Annotated in this window: 16 protein-coding genes; 14 read left to right on the forward strand and 2 right to left on the reverse strand. The window is 65.5% G+C overall.

Annotated features, from left to right (window positions below):
* The first annotated feature begins 13 nt into the window (after positions 1 to 13).
* The 10 genes from H8F01_RS17340 (at position 14) to lpxK (ending at position 10,064) form a co-directional block, all read left to right on the forward strand.
* A complete protein-coding gene (locus H8F01_RS17340) occupies positions 14 to 793 on the forward strand; it encodes a succinate dehydrogenase iron-sulfur subunit (RefSeq protein WP_187056298.1) in 780 nt (259 codons plus the stop codon).
* Between the two features lie 163 nt (positions 794 to 956).
* Positions 957 to 1,205, forward strand: coding sequence for an FAD assembly factor SdhE (locus H8F01_RS17345; protein WP_109125948.1), 249 nt, complete (start codon positions 957 to 959; stop codon positions 1,203 to 1,205).
* A complete protein-coding gene (locus tag H8F01_RS17350) occupies positions 1,177 to 1,614 on the forward strand; it encodes a hypothetical protein (RefSeq protein WP_187056299.1) in 438 nt (145 codons plus the stop codon). Before H8F01_RS17345 ends, H8F01_RS17350 begins: the two co-directional genes overlap by 29 nt.
* A gap of 87 nt (positions 1,615 to 1,701) precedes the next feature.
* Positions 1,702 to 2,949 (forward strand): lipoprotein-releasing ABC transporter permease subunit, encoded by a 1,248-nt coding sequence (locus H8F01_RS17355; RefSeq protein ID WP_187056300.1) that lies wholly within the window; start codon positions 1,702 to 1,704, stop codon positions 2,947 to 2,949.
* Between the two features lie 4 nt (positions 2,950 to 2,953).
* Positions 2,954 to 3,652 carry a lipoprotein-releasing ABC transporter ATP-binding protein LolD gene (gene lolD, locus H8F01_RS17360; protein ID WP_187056301.1) on the forward strand — a complete coding sequence of 233 codons (699 nt, stop codon included), beginning with the start codon at positions 2,954 to 2,956 and terminating at the stop codon, positions 3,650 to 3,652.
* Between the two features lie 111 nt (positions 3,653 to 3,763).
* Positions 3,764 to 6,061: a DNA internalization-related competence protein ComEC/Rec2 gene (locus H8F01_RS17365; protein WP_187056302.1), complete on the forward strand. Its 2,298-nt coding sequence runs from the start codon at positions 3,764 to 3,766 to the stop codon at positions 6,059 to 6,061.
* A 161-nt stretch (positions 6,062 to 6,222) separates the two neighbouring features.
* Positions 6,223 to 6,864 carry a MotA/TolQ/ExbB proton channel family protein gene (locus H8F01_RS17370; RefSeq protein WP_187059351.1) on the forward strand — a complete coding sequence of 214 codons (642 nt, stop codon included), beginning with the start codon at positions 6,223 to 6,225 and terminating at the stop codon, positions 6,862 to 6,864.
* 3 nt (positions 6,865 to 6,867) lie between these two features.
* Complete coding sequence (locus H8F01_RS17375) at positions 6,868 to 7,299, forward strand: ExbD/TolR family protein (RefSeq protein WP_187056303.1); 432 nt, start codon at positions 6,868 to 6,870, stop codon at positions 7,297 to 7,299.
* Entirely contained in the window at positions 7,296 to 9,074 is a 1,779-nt protein-coding gene (gene msbA / locus H8F01_RS17380) for a lipid A export permease/ATP-binding protein MsbA (RefSeq protein ID WP_187056304.1), read from the forward strand. The genes H8F01_RS17375 and msbA overlap by 4 nt, the downstream gene beginning before the upstream one ends.
* 9 nt (positions 9,075 to 9,083) lie before the next feature.
* Positions 9,084 to 10,064 (forward strand): tetraacyldisaccharide 4'-kinase, encoded by a 981-nt coding sequence (lpxK, locus tag H8F01_RS17385; RefSeq protein WP_187056305.1) that lies wholly within the window; start codon positions 9,084 to 9,086, stop codon positions 10,062 to 10,064.
* A 60-nt stretch (positions 10,065 to 10,124) separates the two neighbouring features.
* Here the strand turns inward: lpxK and H8F01_RS17390 are convergent, their stop codons facing one another.
* Complete coding sequence (locus H8F01_RS17390) at positions 10,125 to 10,598, reverse strand: glycine zipper 2TM domain-containing protein (RefSeq protein ID WP_187056306.1); 474 nt, start codon at positions 10,596 to 10,598, stop codon at positions 10,125 to 10,127.
* A gap of 160 nt (positions 10,599 to 10,758) precedes the next feature.
* Here H8F01_RS17390 and H8F01_RS17395 point away from each other — a divergent pair, with 160 nt between their 5' ends.
* Positions 10,759 to 11,157 carry a DUF6165 family protein gene (locus H8F01_RS17395; protein ID WP_187056307.1) on the forward strand — a complete coding sequence of 133 codons (399 nt, stop codon included), beginning with the start codon at positions 10,759 to 10,761 and terminating at the stop codon, positions 11,155 to 11,157.
* Positions 11,158 to 11,255: 98 nt separating this feature from the next.
* Here the strand turns inward: H8F01_RS17395 and H8F01_RS17400 are convergent, their stop codons facing one another.
* On the reverse strand, positions 11,256 to 12,302 hold the full coding sequence (locus tag H8F01_RS17400) for a glycosyltransferase family 9 protein (RefSeq protein ID WP_187056308.1): 1,047 nt from the start codon (positions 12,300 to 12,302) through the stop codon (positions 11,256 to 11,258).
* Positions 12,303 to 12,397: 95 nt separating this feature from the next.
* On the opposite strand from H8F01_RS17400, the gene H8F01_RS17405 reads away from it, so the two are divergent.
* From H8F01_RS17405 to H8F01_RS17415, 3 genes are read left to right on the forward strand one after another with little or no spacing between them, the layout of a single operon-like run.
* Positions 12,398 to 13,129: a 3-deoxy-D-manno-octulosonic acid kinase gene (locus tag H8F01_RS17405; protein ID WP_187056309.1), complete on the forward strand. Its 732-nt coding sequence runs from the start codon at positions 12,398 to 12,400 to the stop codon at positions 13,127 to 13,129.
* Positions 13,126 to 13,884, forward strand: coding sequence for an MBL fold metallo-hydrolase (locus tag H8F01_RS17410; protein WP_187056310.1), 759 nt, complete (start codon positions 13,126 to 13,128; stop codon positions 13,882 to 13,884). The genes H8F01_RS17405 and H8F01_RS17410 overlap by 4 nt, the downstream gene beginning before the upstream one ends.
* A gap of 33 nt (positions 13,885 to 13,917) precedes the next feature.
* On the forward strand, positions 13,918 to 14,415 hold the full coding sequence (locus H8F01_RS17415) for a DinB family protein (protein WP_238481033.1): 498 nt from the start codon (positions 13,918 to 13,920) through the stop codon (positions 14,413 to 14,415).
* Positions 14,416 to 14,500: the final 85 nt, after the last annotated feature.

Below are 14,500 nucleotides of genomic sequence, written 5' to 3' on the forward strand. Positions count from 1 at the left end.
AAGTGAGGCAAACGTGGCAGAGTTTTCGCTACCCAAGAATTCCACGGTCCAGCCGGGCAAGAACTTCCCGGCCAAGGACGCGAAGAAGCCGCGGACCTTCCGCATCTATCGCTGGTCGCCGGACGACGGCCAGAACCCGCGCATCGACACGTACGAGGTTGACCTCGCCGCGTGCGGTCCGATGGTTCTGGACGCCCTGCTGAAGATCAAGAACGAAATCGACCCGACGCTGACGCTGCGCCGTTCGTGCCGCGAAGGCATCTGCGGTTCGTGCGCCATGAACATCGACGGCACCAACACGCTGGCCTGCACCAAGGCCATCAGTGATTGCGCCTCCGGCGACGTGAAGATCTACCCGCTGCCGCACATGCCGGTGGTGAAGGATCTGGTGCCCGATCTGACGCACTTCTACGCCCAGTTCGCCTCGATCAAGCCGTGGCTGCGTACGCAGAGCGCGGCACCGGACCGTGAGCGCCTGCAGTCGCCGGAAGACCGCAAGAAGCTCGACGGCCTGTACGAGTGCATCCTGTGCGCCTGCTGCTCGACCAGCTGCCCGAGCTACTGGTGGAACGGTGATCGTTACCTCGGTCCGGCCATCCTGCTGCAGGCCTACCGCTGGATCGTCGACAGCCGTGACGAGGATACCGGCCACCGCCTGGACGATCTGGAAGATCCGTTCAAGCTGTACCGCTGCCACACGATCATGAATTGCGCCCGCACCTGCCCGAAGGGTCTGAACCCGGCCAAGGCAATTGCGGAGATCAAGAAGCTGATCGTCGAGCGTCGGACTTAAGACGCTTGCTCTTCCCCTCTCCCTTCCGGGGAGAGGGTAGGGTGAGGGGTGGGTACTCGCGATAGAGTTTCCACTTGCCCGACTGAGGCAAGATTGACCCCTCTCCCCAACCCTCTTCCACAAGGGGAGAGGGAGTATTCGATAGGAGGCGCCCCGCGCTCTTATGGACGAAGCTCGCATCAAACGCCTCCGCTGGCGCACCCGCCGCGGCACCCGCGAACTCGACGCGCTGTTCGGCGGCTGGCTGGACGAACGCTTTGCCGGTGCCGACGAGGCACAGCGCCAGGCCTTCGATGAACTGCTGGACGTGCAGGACCCGGACCTGTGGGACTGGGTGATGGGGCACGCCAAGGCGACCCGCCCGGACTGGCAGGCCATCATCGATGACATCCGCTCCCGCCATCGGCTTTGAGTGCCGGCCCTCGCGCTGGCTGATTCGACTGCTTTCGCTGGTTTCCCTGCTGGCCGTGATCTCGGTCTGGCTGAGCGCCATTTTCTGGGTCGCGCAGCTGCTCATCTCTGTTTGGGTGGTCTTTGCCTTGCGGCAGGCATCGCTGCGCCTCTCGTCCGCACCGGTTGACGCGGCGGGCTGGGCACGCGATGGAAGCTGGACCCTGCGGCTGCCGGCGGGGGATGACGTTGTCGCCGAGCTGGCCGGTTTCCGGGTGGTCGGTGAGGTAGCCGTGTGGCTACGCTGGTCGTTGCCGGGGCGTCGCCCGGTCAGCGTGTTGCTGGCGCCGGACAACAGCGATGCCGATATCCGCCGGCGGCTGCGCATGCGCCTGGCCCAGCTCGAGGCGGCAGGGCACTCTGGCCGCTGAACGCGGTCCTACGGTTTGGCCGCGTTACAGGCGATAATCCCGCCATTCGGGCGGCCAGCCCCCAATAATCATCAAGCGACCGCCCTAATGTTCCGACCGCTAGAGCTTTTCATCGGCCTGCGTTACACCCGCGCCAAGCGTCGCAACCAGTTCATTTCCTTCATTTCCACCGTCTCCATCGTGTGCATCTCCATCAGCGTGATCGCGCTGATCACGGTGATGTCGGTGATGAACGGTTTCGGCGACGAGCTGCGCACACGCGTGCTCGGTGCGATTTCGCACGCCACCGTATCGGGCATGCCCGGCCAGGCCGTGGCCGAATGGCCGCGCGCGGTGAAGATCGCCGAGGCGAACCGGCACGTGAAGGGCGCCGCGCCTTACGTGGAGTCGGAGGCTTTTTTCCAGGCGCGCCGTTCCACCGGTGGACTGATTCGCGGCATCGAGCCGTCGGAAGAGCCCAAGGTGTCGGACATTGACCAGCACATGGTCGAAGGCAAACTCGGCACGCTGGTGCCCGGCAGCTGGAACGTGGTGCTGGGACGTGAGCTGGCCATGCAGCTGGGCGTGGCGTTGGGCGACAAGGTCATCGTTGCGGTGCCTTCGTTCCAGTCCTCGCCCATCACGGGCAGCGTGCCCAGCCTGCGCACCTTCACCGTGTCGGGCGTGTTCGAGATGGGCATGCAGGAGTTCGACTCCGGCCTGGCCCTGGTCAACATGACCGATGCCGAGCGGCTCAATCGCCTGGGTGGTCCCACCGGCATCCGCCTGAAGCTGGATGACATGTTCAATGCGCGCGAAGTGGCTCGCGAGCTGGCCGACCAGCTGGGGCAGGTCTATCGCGTGGATACCTGGATGGACAGCCACGCCAATTTCTTCTCTGCCATTTCGATGGAGAAGAAGGTGATGTTCATCATCCTCTCGCTGATCATCCTGGTGGCGGTGATCAACCTCATCTCCATGCTGATGATGCTGGTGACGGACAAGCAGGCCGATATCGCCATTCTGCGCACGCTGGGATCAACACCACGCAGCATCATGGGCATGTTCATGGTGCAGGGCGTGCTGGTCGGTTTTGTCGGCATCTTTTTTGGCGTGGGCCTCGGCTCGCTGCTCTCGTGGAAGCTGCCGGGTATCGTCAAGTGGATCGAGCACGTCACGGGCGTGACCTTCCTCTCGCCGGACGTCTATTACATCAGCGAACTGCCCAGCAAACTGGACCCCAGCGACGTGGGCTGGGTAGCCTTGATCACCTTCCTGTTCTCGCTGCTGGCCACCCTTTATCCCGCCTGGCGTGCGTCGCGCACCCAGCCTGCGCAGGCGCTGCGTTATGAGTAAGCCGATGAATTCCCATGACGGCGTGGTGATGCGCGCCAGCAACATCGCCAAGACGTACGAAGAAGGCGACCTGAAAACCGATGTGCTCTCCAACGTCAACTTCACGCTGAAGCGCAGCGAGACGCTGGCCATCGTGGGCGCCTCCGGTTCGGGCAAGAGCACGCTGCTGCATATCCTGGGCGGCCTGGACACGCTTACGCGTGGCGAGGTGGAAGTGGACGGGCAGAACCTGTCCAGCCTGTCCGATGCCGAACGTGGCCGCGTGCGCAATCGCTCGATGGGTTTCATCTACCAGTTCCACCATCTGCTGCCGGAATTCACCGCACTGGAAAACGTGTGCATGCCGTTGCTGATCCGGGGCGTGGCGATCAGCGAGGCTGAGCGCCAGGCCACGGAATTGCTCGGACGCGTGGGGCTGGCCAAGCGCCTGCATCACAAGCCGTCCGAGCTTTCCGGTGGCGAACGCCAGCGCAGCGCCGTGGCCCGCGCGCTGGTAACGCGCCCGGCGGTGGTGCTGGGCGATGAGCCCACCGGCAATCTCGACGAGATCAACGCCGCGCAGGTGTACGACCTGATGCTGGAGCTCAATCGCGAGATCGGCACCAGCTTCATCCTGGTCACGCACGATCATCGCCTGGCACGACGCATGGACCGCACGCTGGAGCTGCACAACGGCGAGCTGGTCGAGAAAGTCTTCGCCTGATCTGGACGCCGCCCGAGGGCGGCGTCTTTCATTCACGCCTACACGTTTTTCGGGAACGTCTCCGCCCGCCACTGACTACGCTGATCCCTTTCCTCCGGAAGGGAGCAGGCGGTGCGCAAGGACGGTGCGCTGGTGCCCGCCATCATGCTGCTGCTTGGCGTGCTGGTGGTGCAGTGGTGGGTGACGCTTCCTTCGACGGGATTCTGCGTTGCATGCGCCGGCGTCGCCCTCGCGCTGTCGCGGTGCGGGTCGTGGGCGCGCGCGTTGGCGTGGTGCCTGTTCGGCGTTGCCTGGGCTTGTTGGCGTGGCGCTGCGGCGATGGACGCACGGCTGCCGCGCGAGCTGGAAGGGCAGGATTTCCGCGTCATCGGGCGCGTCGTCGACCTGCCATTGGCGCGCAACGATGCCACCGGTTTTCTGCTGGACGTCGAGGAAGCGTTCTTCGGTTCGAAACCGCTGCCTTTGCATGGCCGTGTGCGGGTGAACTGGTACAACGGTGCCCCCGACGTCCAGCCGTGCAGCCGCTGGCAGTTGATGGTGCGGCTCAAGCGTCCGCGCGGGATGCTCAACCCCGGCGGTTCGGACAGCGAACGCAGTGCACTCGAGCGTGGCATCGCGGCGGTGGGGTACGTGCGCAACGGTGGGGACAGCGTGCCGTTGGGAAATCCCGGCTTCTGCATCAATGCCATTCGTCAGGCCATCAGCCGGGGCATCGCCACGCGCGTAGTCGATCCGCACGATGCCGCCTTGCTGCAGGCCTTTTCCGTGGGCGACATACGAGGCTTGAGCCAGCATGACTGGGAGGTGGCGCGCGCCAATGGCATTCCCCACCTGATCTCCATTTCGGGCTTCCATGTCGGCGTGGCGGCGTTGTTCGGCGTGTGGTTCGCGCGTCTGCTCTACGTGTGCGTTCCGTGGCTGGGGTGGTGCTTGCCACGGGTGCAGGCGCAGGCCGCATCGGCAATGCTGGCGGCGGGCATCTACGGAGCGCTCGCGGGGTTTGGCCTGCCGACGGTGCGAACCCTGCTGATGATTGGCGTGGTGGCGCTGGCGCGCTGTTCGCGGCGCCATCCCACCGGGTTGCAGACGCTCGCGCTCGCGCTGGTTGCCGTGCTGCTGGTCGATCCGCTGTCGGTGTTGTCGGCGGGGTTCTGGTTGTCGTTCGTGGGTGTGGCGTTCCTGATGATCTGCATGACGACGCAGGGCAGGGGGTTGCGCGGTTTCCTGCACGAGCTTTCGGCGGGCCAGGTGGTGATGACGCTGTCACTGCTGCCGCTCACCATGTGGTTCTTCGGCGAGTCGTCGCTGGTGGGGGCGTTGTCCAACCTCATTGCCGTGCCATTCGTCAGTTTTGTCATCGTGCCGGTGACCCTGGTCGGGATGATCCTGCTGGGACTGTGTCCGCCGCTGGCGCAGCCGGTGTTCTGGTGTGCCGCGTGGCTTGCCCATGCGCAGTGGTGGCTGCTGGAGCAGATGGCGACATGGCCGGGCGCGCACTGGTACCTGCCGGAAGTGAAGGGTGTGGCACTGATCTTCGCTACGCTGGGTGCGCTGTGGTTGTTCATGCCGCGAGGCATGCCCATGCGCTGGCTGGGCGGCCTGCTGTTCCTGCCGCTGCTGTGGCCTTCGCGGGATCTTCCGGCACAGGGAGGATTCCAGATGTGGGCACTGGACGTGGGGCAGGGCTTGTCCGTGGTGGTACGCACCGAACATCACGCGCTGGTCTATGACGCGGGGGCGCGTTATCCGTCGGATTTCGACCTCGGCGAGGCGGCGGTGCTTCCCTCTCTGCATGCGCTTGGTATCCACCGCCTGGACCTGCTCGTCGCCAGTCATGCCGACAACGATCACGCTGGCGGCGTGCCGGCCGTGGCTGCTGCTTTCCCCGAGGCGGAACGCATCTCCGGCGAGCCGGAGCGTTTGCCCATGGCCATGACGACCTGCTCGCCGGACATGGCCTGGCAGTGGGACGGAGTGACCGTGCGGGTGCTGCCTTCGGGCGCTGCCGGTGGGCCGGCCAACGACCGGTCATGCGTGCTGCTGGTGGAGGGGAGGGGCGGCCGTGCCTTGCTCACTGGGGATATCACCTCGGCCATCGAGCCCGTGGTGGCTACCGCCTTGCCGCCCGGGCCGCCGCTGGTGCTGTCGGTGCCGCATCACGGCAGCCGGACCTCCTCCAGCCCGGGCTTCATCCAGTCCACCTCGCCCGTGCTGGCCCTGGTGTCGGCGGGGTGGCGCAGTCGCTTTCATCATCCCAATGCCGCGGTGATGCAGCGCTACGACGTGGCGGGCGTGCCATGGCTGAACACGGCCACGTCCGGTGCCATCCAGGTGAACGCCCCTCCCGACCGGCCGCCCTACGTGGCAGAAACCTGGCGACAGCGCCAGTCTCGCTACTGGCGCGAATGAGCCCGGCGCGGGTGCGGGAGGCTTGCGGGGAGCACCGTGCGACCCCATTCACATGACCTTCGCAACTGCCACCCGTGCCGCGGAACGGTTGGGTGAGACTGTTATGATGCGAGCTTCCTGACTATCTGAAGCGGCCCGGAGTCGTTGTGCTGGAAATCCTGATGGCTGGTGGCTGGGCGATGCTGCCCATCCTGATCTGTTCGGCGGTTGCGTTGGCAATCGTGCTGGAGCGTTGCTGGACCCTGCGCCGTCGTTCGGTGCTGCCGCCCGGCCTGGGCGAGGAAGTGCGCAACTGGGCCCGCACGGGCCAGCTCGATCCGAACCATTTGACCACGCTGGCCAATGGCTCCCCGCTGGGTGAGCTGCTGGCTTCTGCGCTGGCCGTGCGCAACCGTCCGCGCGAGCTCATCAAGGAGCGCATCGAGGACACCGGTCGCCACGTCGTGCACCGCATGGAGCGTTACCTCAACACGCTGGGCACCATCGCGCTGATCGGCCCGCTGCTCGGCCTGCTGGGTACAGTGATCGGCCTGATCCGCATGTTCATGGAAGTGATGCGCGGCGGCGTGGGGGATCCCATGAAGATGGCCGGAGGCATCGGCGAAGCGCTGATCTGTACCGCGACCGGCCTGATCGTGGCGATTCCGGCCTACGTGCTGCATCGCTACTTCCGTTCCAAGGTGGCCGGTTACTGCGTGGAGATGGAAAAGCAGGCGACCGCACTGCTGGACGAGCTGACCGCGAACCAGGCAACGGCCCCGCGCGCCCGCGCGCGCGCCACCACCGAGTCGAGCGCGAGCTGACGCATGCGTATCGGCAACGACCGTCGGCAAGACGATTTCGAGATCAACGTGATCTCGCTGATCGACGTGCTGCTTACCCTGCTGATGTTCTTCGTGTTGACCACCACCTTCATCCAGCACTCGCGGATGCAGGTGACCCTGCCCAAGGCCAGCGCGGAAGAGCGCGACATGCAGGCGCCCGCGCTCACCGTGGTGGTGGATCGCGATGGCCATTTCTTCGTGGGCAGCGATGAAGTCCACGGCGAAGGCGTGGAGCCGCTGAAGCAGGCCATTGCCAACGTGGCCGGTGACGACCGCGAACGCCAGGTGACCATCCGCGCAGATGCCATGACCCCGCACCAGAACGTGGTGACGGCCATGGATGCGCTGGGCCAGTTGGGCTTTACCAAGCTGTCCATCGCCACGACGCCGACTCAGTCGGGCACGGGTCCATGAGCGACGGCAAGAAGAAGGTCGCGCTGTGGGACGCAAAAAGCCGGCAAGTCTACAAGCGGCTGCTCAGCTACTCGGCGCGCTACTGGCCGGTGATCCTGATCGCGGTCATCGGCTTTGCCCTGGACGGCGGCGCGCTGGCCTATTTCACCAGCAAGCTGCAGCCGATCATGGACACGCTGCTGGAGAAGAAAGACCCGTACCTGATCCGCTGGATGCCGTGGTGGATCGTCGGCATCTTCGCCGTGCGTGGCGTGGCCATCCTGATCAGCAATTACGGCATGGGTTACGTGGCGCGCAACGTGGTGCAATCCATGCAGCGCGACGTATTCGCCGCCTACCTGCGACTGCCAGCGTCGTTCTTCGGCAGCGAGCACTCCGGTCATCAGGTCTCGCGCATCACCTATACAAGTGAGCAAGTCGCCAGCGCCTCCACCGATGCGCTGAAGGTGGCGGTGACGGAAAGCATCACCGTCATCGGCATGATCGTGGTGATGTTGCACAAGAGCGTGTACCTCACCACGGCGCTGTTGATCCTGGTGCCGGCCATCGTGCTCATCGCCTCGGCGGTGAGTCGCCGCTATCGCGTGGTCAGCAAGCGCATCCAGGGCATGATGGGCTCGGTCACCGGCACGGTGGACGAGATGATCAAGGCCAATCGCGAGGTCCGCATCTATGGCGGGCAAAAGCAGGCCGATGACCGCTTCAAGCAGGTGTCCGACCGCGCGCGCTACCTCAACATGAAGATCATCGCCACCAGTGCGATTTCCGGCTCGTCCATCCAGACGGTGGCTTCGCTGGCACTGGCGGGCATGGTGTTCCTGGCTTCGCGCCCTTCGCAGATCGACCATATTTCGCCGGGTGTGTTCATTGCCGTGCTCACCGCCATGGGCGGCATGCTGTCGTCGCTGAAGCGACTGACCAATGTGCAGTCCAACATGCAGACGGGCATTTCGGCAGCTGAGAACCTGTTCGCGGTGATGGACCTTCCGTCCGAGGTGGATAACGGCACCAAGGTGCTGGAACGCACCAAGGGCGACCTGCGTTTTGACGACGTGGGGCTGGTTTATCCGCTCGGCGAATTCGAAGCCTTGTCCGGCGTGGACTTGTACTGCGCACCGGGCACCGTGACCGCACTGGTGGGGCGTTCGGGCAGCGGCAAGAGCAGCCTGGTCAGCCTGCTGCCGCGCTTCAATGAACCCAGCCGGGGCCGCATCCTGCTGGACGGCGAGAACTACGAGGACTACACGCTGGCCTCGTTGCGCCGCCAGATCGCCTGGGTGGGTCAGAACGTGGTGCTGTTCGACGGCACCGTGGCCGAGAACATCGCCTATGGCGAACTGGCCGGCGCCAGTGAGCAGGACATCATCGCGGCCGCCGAAGCGGCGCACGCGATGGAGTTCATCGTGGGCCTGCCCGACGGCATCCACAGCCAGATCGGCGAGGGCGGCAACCGGCTTTCCGGCGGCCAGCGCCAGCGCATCGCCATCGCGCGCGCCATCCTCAAGAACGCGCCGATCCTGGTGCTGGACGAGGCGACCAGTGCACTGGATACCGAGTCCGAGCGCCTGATCCAGCAGGCGCTGCAGGGCTTGATGAAAGACCGCACGACGTTGGTGATCGCCCACCGCCTGTCCACTATCGAGCATGCCGACCAGATCGCCGTGATGGATCGCGGCCGCATCATCGAGCGTGGCACCCACGCGGAACTGCTGGCACAGGACGGGCAGTACGCCGCCTTGCATCGCATGCAGTTCCACCATCAGCCCGGTGACTGAGGCCGTCGCGTGACGCTGGCCGAACGGCTCGAGGCGGCGTGGTACGGCACGGGCCGTGCACCGTGGTGGGCCGGTCCGTTGTCCTGGCTCTACGGTGCGCTGACGGCACTCCGCCGCGGCCTCTATCGCGTCGGCGTCTTGCGCAGCGTGCGCTTGCCGGTTCCGGTGATCGTGATCGGCAACCTGAGCGTGGGTGGCACCGGCAAGACGCCGCTGACCATCGCGCTGGCCGATGCGCTGCGCAAGCGTGGCTACAAGCCCGGCGTGGTCAGTCGCGGTTACGGTGGTTCGCAGAAAGAACCGTTGCTGCTCGACGATGCACCGGAACCCGCGCGAGTGGGTGACGAGCCTTGCCTGATCCGCGCCAGTGGCGTGCCGGTGGCGGTGGGTCGTGACCGGCCGGCGGCAGCCCGCTTGCTGCTGGCGGCTGGCTGCGATCTGGTGATCGCCGACGACGGCCTGCAGCACTACGCCTTGGCGCGCGACCTGGAGGTCTGTGTCATCGATGGCGTGCGCCGCTTCGGCAATGGCCGTCTGCTGCCGGCCGGGCCGCTGCGCGAGCCGTTGTCCCGACTGCAGAAAGTCAGTTTCCGCGTGTGCAACGGCGGCATGGTGACGCCCGGCGATGTGCCGATGGAACTGCGGGGCGGTACCGTGCAGGCGCTGCTCGACGGCCATACGCAGCCTTTGGCGGATTTCGCCGGCCAGACCGTGCATGCGGTGGCGGCTATCGGGTACCCGGTGCGCTTCTTCGCCAGCCTGCGCGCCCAGGGGCTGCAGGTGGTCGAGCATCCGTTTGCGGACCATCACGCCTTCGTGGCGTGCGATCTCGCGTTCGGTGACGAAAGCCCGGTGCTGATGACCGAAAAGGACGCCGTGAAATGCCGCGCCTTCGCCCAGGCCCATTGGTGGTCCGTGCCGGTGCGGGCCGTGCTGCCGCCGGCGTTCTTCGATGATATCGAGGCGCGCCTGCGACGATCCGGGCGCTGATGGCGCATGAAAAAAGCCGACCCGCGAGGGTCGGCTTTTTCTTTGGCAGTCGCTCGCGGATTACTGGATGCGGGTGATGTTGCCCTGCGGGTCGATCTGCACCAGATCGCCCTGGCGGATGGCGCTGGCGTCGGCCACGGTGATGTTGCTGAAGGCGCCATTGCCCATGCGGATGCGCAAGGTGTAGCTCGCGTTCGGGCGGCCGCTGTTGGCGCCGATGCGGTTGCCCGCATAACCGCCGCCGACGGCGCCGGCCACGGTGGCGAGGGTGTTGCCCTTGCCCTTGCCGACCTGGTTGCCCAGCACGCCGCCGGCGATGCCGCCGATGATGGTGCCGGCCATGCTGTGGTCGTTGCCCTGCGTGATGTTCTGGTCGATGGATTCCACGGTGCCGCACTGGTCACAGCGGAGGTAGATGCCGTCGTTGCGGACCAGCACGCCGTTGCGCGGCGCCGACTGCTGGGCGCTGGCGGCGAACGGGCTGATGGCCAGCAGGGCTGCCAGCGACAACACGGCAATACGGGGGGTGAACATGAACTTTCTCTCCAATGGGAAAATGTTGCGTGACCAGTCTAGCCGGGCAGTCTGAAGGATGGACTGAATGATCGGGCCGGACCGCTTATGATGAGCGCTTTCTCGGTCGGCCACCGTGACCGGCACGTCAGCGGACAACGTTCCTTCTTTTGGAGTTCCCATGAGCCTCATCCAAGTCCCGGTTTCCTACGGCGAGCTGATCGACAAGATCACGATCCTGGAAATCAAATCCAAGCAGATCAGCGATGCCGCCAAGCTGGCCAATGTGCGCACCGAGCTGGACCTGCTCAATGCCACCTGGGCCGGTCACCCGGCCTCGAAAACCGATATCTCTGCCGAGCGCGCCCGCCTGCTGGCGGTGAACGAACGGCTGTGGGATATCGAAGACCGCATCCGCCTGAAGGAAAAGGCCCAGGCGTTCGATGCCGAGTTCATCGAGCTGGCCCGTGCGGTGTACTTCGAGAACGACGACCGCGCGGCGGTGAAGCGCGAGATCAACCTCAAGCTGGGCTCGCAGCTGGTGGAAGAGAAGTCGTACCAGGACTACAAGGCCAAGTAAGCGCACTGCTCGGTGTAGGAGCGCGCTTGCGCGCGACTGCCTCCCGGCTTCATCTGGGAACGGCAGTCGCGCACAGGGTGCGCTCCCACCGGCGTTGCTTATCGGGCCAGGCCGAGGTGATCGGCACAGGCCTCGAAGCGGTCGATGACATCATTCACCGCAATCAGATCCATCACGCCGGGTTTTTCGATCTTGGTGCCCCAGGGAATCTCGCTGGCCGGCTTGCCGAGGAACGCCAGCGACGCTTCGTTGTATTTGTCCACGCACCAGCGGCGATCGGAATAGGGGCCGGAGCGTTCCGGATTGCTGGCGGCGTGCAGCCCCAGCACCTTGCAGCCCACGGTATTGGCCATGTGCATCGGGCCGGAATCCGGCGTGAGCAGCATGGGCGCGCGCACCAGCATGGCCATCATCTTCTTCAGCGTGTCCTTGCCGGTCAGGTCCAGCGGGGCCTGGCGACAGGCCGCCAGCACAGCATCGGCCATGCTTCGCTCCAGCGGCGAGGGGCCGCCCACCAGCACCACGCGCCAGCCTCGCGAGGCTGCATGGTCCATCACTGCCGCATAGCGCTCCGGACGCCAGTTGCGCAGTTGGTGACTGGAGGTGGGGCTGACCAGCAAGGTCGGCTGGTCGCCCGGCAGCTGTTCGGCGGCCCACGCGTGGGCGTCTTCGGGAATCGGGATATCCCAGCGCACCTGAGTCTGCTTCAGTCCCAGCGGTTCGCAGAAGCTGCCCATGGCGTCCAGCACGTGTTCGCCGGTGCGGGCGGGAATGCGTTCGTTGATCACCAGGCCATGGCCATCCTTCGCACGGGCCTTGTCGTAACCGATGCGCTGGCGCGCCTTGATGAACAGGCTCAGCGCGTTGGAGCGCAGCGCCACCTGCATTTGCAGCAGGGCGTCGAAGCGTTGCCCTTTCAGTGCATCGCCAACGGCACGCATGCCGGCCAGGCCGGCACCCTTGTCGAAGGTAACGAAATTGATGCCCGGCAGGTCGCCCACCAGGCGGCGCTCGAGCTTGCCTACGATCCAGGTCAGATCGGTCTGTGGCCAGGCCGCCTGCAGCGTCCGCACCAGGGGCACGACATGGGTGACGTCACCGATGGCCGAGGTGCGCAGGAGGCAGAGGGAAGCAGGCGTAGGCATGAGGCGTAGGGATCAGGGCGGTTATGGCATGGATTCGGTGCGACCCTCGGCTAGAATTACCGGACTTGGGCCGCGGGCGGGCGTCTGGCGTACAGATGGCGATGCAGGAACGAATTCGCGAAGGCACCACGGGTGCGATTCTGTTCGACCCGGCCGTGTCGCCACAAGTCGACGACGGCTGGTTCGAGCCGGAGGTCTGGCGCGAGCAGGGCGCCTTGCGCCACCAGTCGGGTGGGCGCGGTGGTGTTGCCATTATTGATACGCCGGCGGGCGAATGCGTGCTGCGCCATTACCGGCGCGGCGGCATGGTGGCGAAACTGATGGGGGATCGCTACCTGTGGAAGGGCGCCGATCACACGCGCAGCTTTCGTGAGTTCCGCCTGCTTGGCCATATCGCTGCACTGGGCCTGCCCAGTGCGCCGCCCGTGGCCTGCCGTTACCAGCGCCACGGCCTGTTCTACGGCGCGGACCTCATCACCCGTCGTATCCCCGATGCCCAGACGCTGGCCGAATGCCTGGCGGCCGGAAGGCTGGATGGCGAGATGGCCGAACTGGTCGGGGCGCTGGTGGCGCGATTCCACCGCGCCGGCATCTGGCATGCCGACCTCAACGCGCACAACGTGCTGGTGACCGATGACGAGCTCTACCTGATCGATCTTGATCGCGGCCGCCTGCGCGAACCGGACGACAGCTGGCAGCGGGCCAATCTGCTGCGCCTGCGCCGCTCGCTGGTGAAGCTGGGCGCCGCCGTGAAGGGCGAGCCAGTTTTTGAAGAAACCTTGTGGAAACCCCTGATCTACCGCTACGAGCGTACGCTGAGAGCATGAACTGGTCCCTGCATTTCCTTGGTGTCGGTGCGGCGCATGCCGTGGAACTGGGCTCGTCCGCCGTGGTGCTGGAGCGCGATGGCGAGCCGTTGCTGCTGATCGATTGCGGGCCGGACACGCTGGACCGCTATCAGGCTGCGTACGGCCAGCCGCCGGAGGCGCTCTACATCACGCACACGCACATGGATCACGTAGGTGGCATGGAGCGCCTGTTCTTCCGTCTGTGGTTTGACGAGGCATGGCGCGGGCGCACCAAGCTGTTCGTGCATGCCGGGCTGATGCCTTGGCTGCAGGCGCGCGTAGCGGATTATCCGAACGTGCTGGCCGAGGGCGGCGTCAATTTCTGGGAGGCCTTCCGGCTGGTGCCCTGCACGCGCGGGTTCTGGCTGGATGGTCTGTGGTTCGATGTGTTCGGTACGCGCCACCACATGGCGGGCACGTCCTACGGCGTGGCCCTGGCCGGCAGCTTTGCCTATACCGGCGACACGCGTCCGATTCCCGAAGTGCTCGCACGCGTGGCGGCCGGTACCGAGTTGATCGCGCATGACTGCGGGCTGGTCGGTAATCCTTCCCACACCGGCATCGATGACATCGAGCGGGATTACCCGGAGGCATGGCGTTCCCGTTTCAGGCTGTATCACTACGGCAGCGAAGCGGATGGCCAGGTGCTGGCCTCGCGCGGTTATGCCATCGCGCGTACCGGCGAGCGGGTTAGCCTTCCGGAGCCTGCGCCTGCACGCCCCGAAGCCGGTTGATCGTCCATTTAGTCACGCCAGGGAACGTTGTCCATGCATCACGTCCGCAAGCTGCTTCGCTATCGCGCCTGGGCCGACCGTTTGACCTATGGGGCGGTGGCGGCGTTGCCGGAGGGTGCGTCGACGGCGCCGCGCGCCACGATCTTCGGCAACATGCTGCGCACGCTCAGCCACACCTGGGTGGTGGACGACATTTTCAGGGCGCATTTGCAGGGCGGGGCGCACGGCTACACCAGTCGCAACACGCCCGAGCCGCTCCCATTGGATGAACTCTGGACGCGCCAGCAAGCCATGAATGCGTGGTACCTGGACTATGCCTCGTCACTGACGCCCGGGCAGGCGGCCGAGGTCGTGTCGTTCGAGTTCATCGGGGGCGGGCAGGGGCGGATGACCCGCGAGGAGATCATCCTGCACGTGGTCAACCACGCCACCTACCACCGGGGTTTCGTGGCGGACATGTTCTACCAGGTGCCGGCGAAGCCGCCCGCCACCGACCTGCCGGTGTTCCTGCGGGATGAGCCGCAGGACTAGCTGAGACCGGCCCGGGCTATCTTGTGTGAACGGGCCGGGCCCGCTATCCTTTCGCCTCTTTGCCGGGACGTGAGTCCCCGGCGAG

This window comes from Dyella telluris, assembly GCF_014297575.1.
Lineage (GTDB): Bacteria > Pseudomonadota > Gammaproteobacteria > Xanthomonadales > Rhodanobacteraceae > Dyella > Dyella telluris.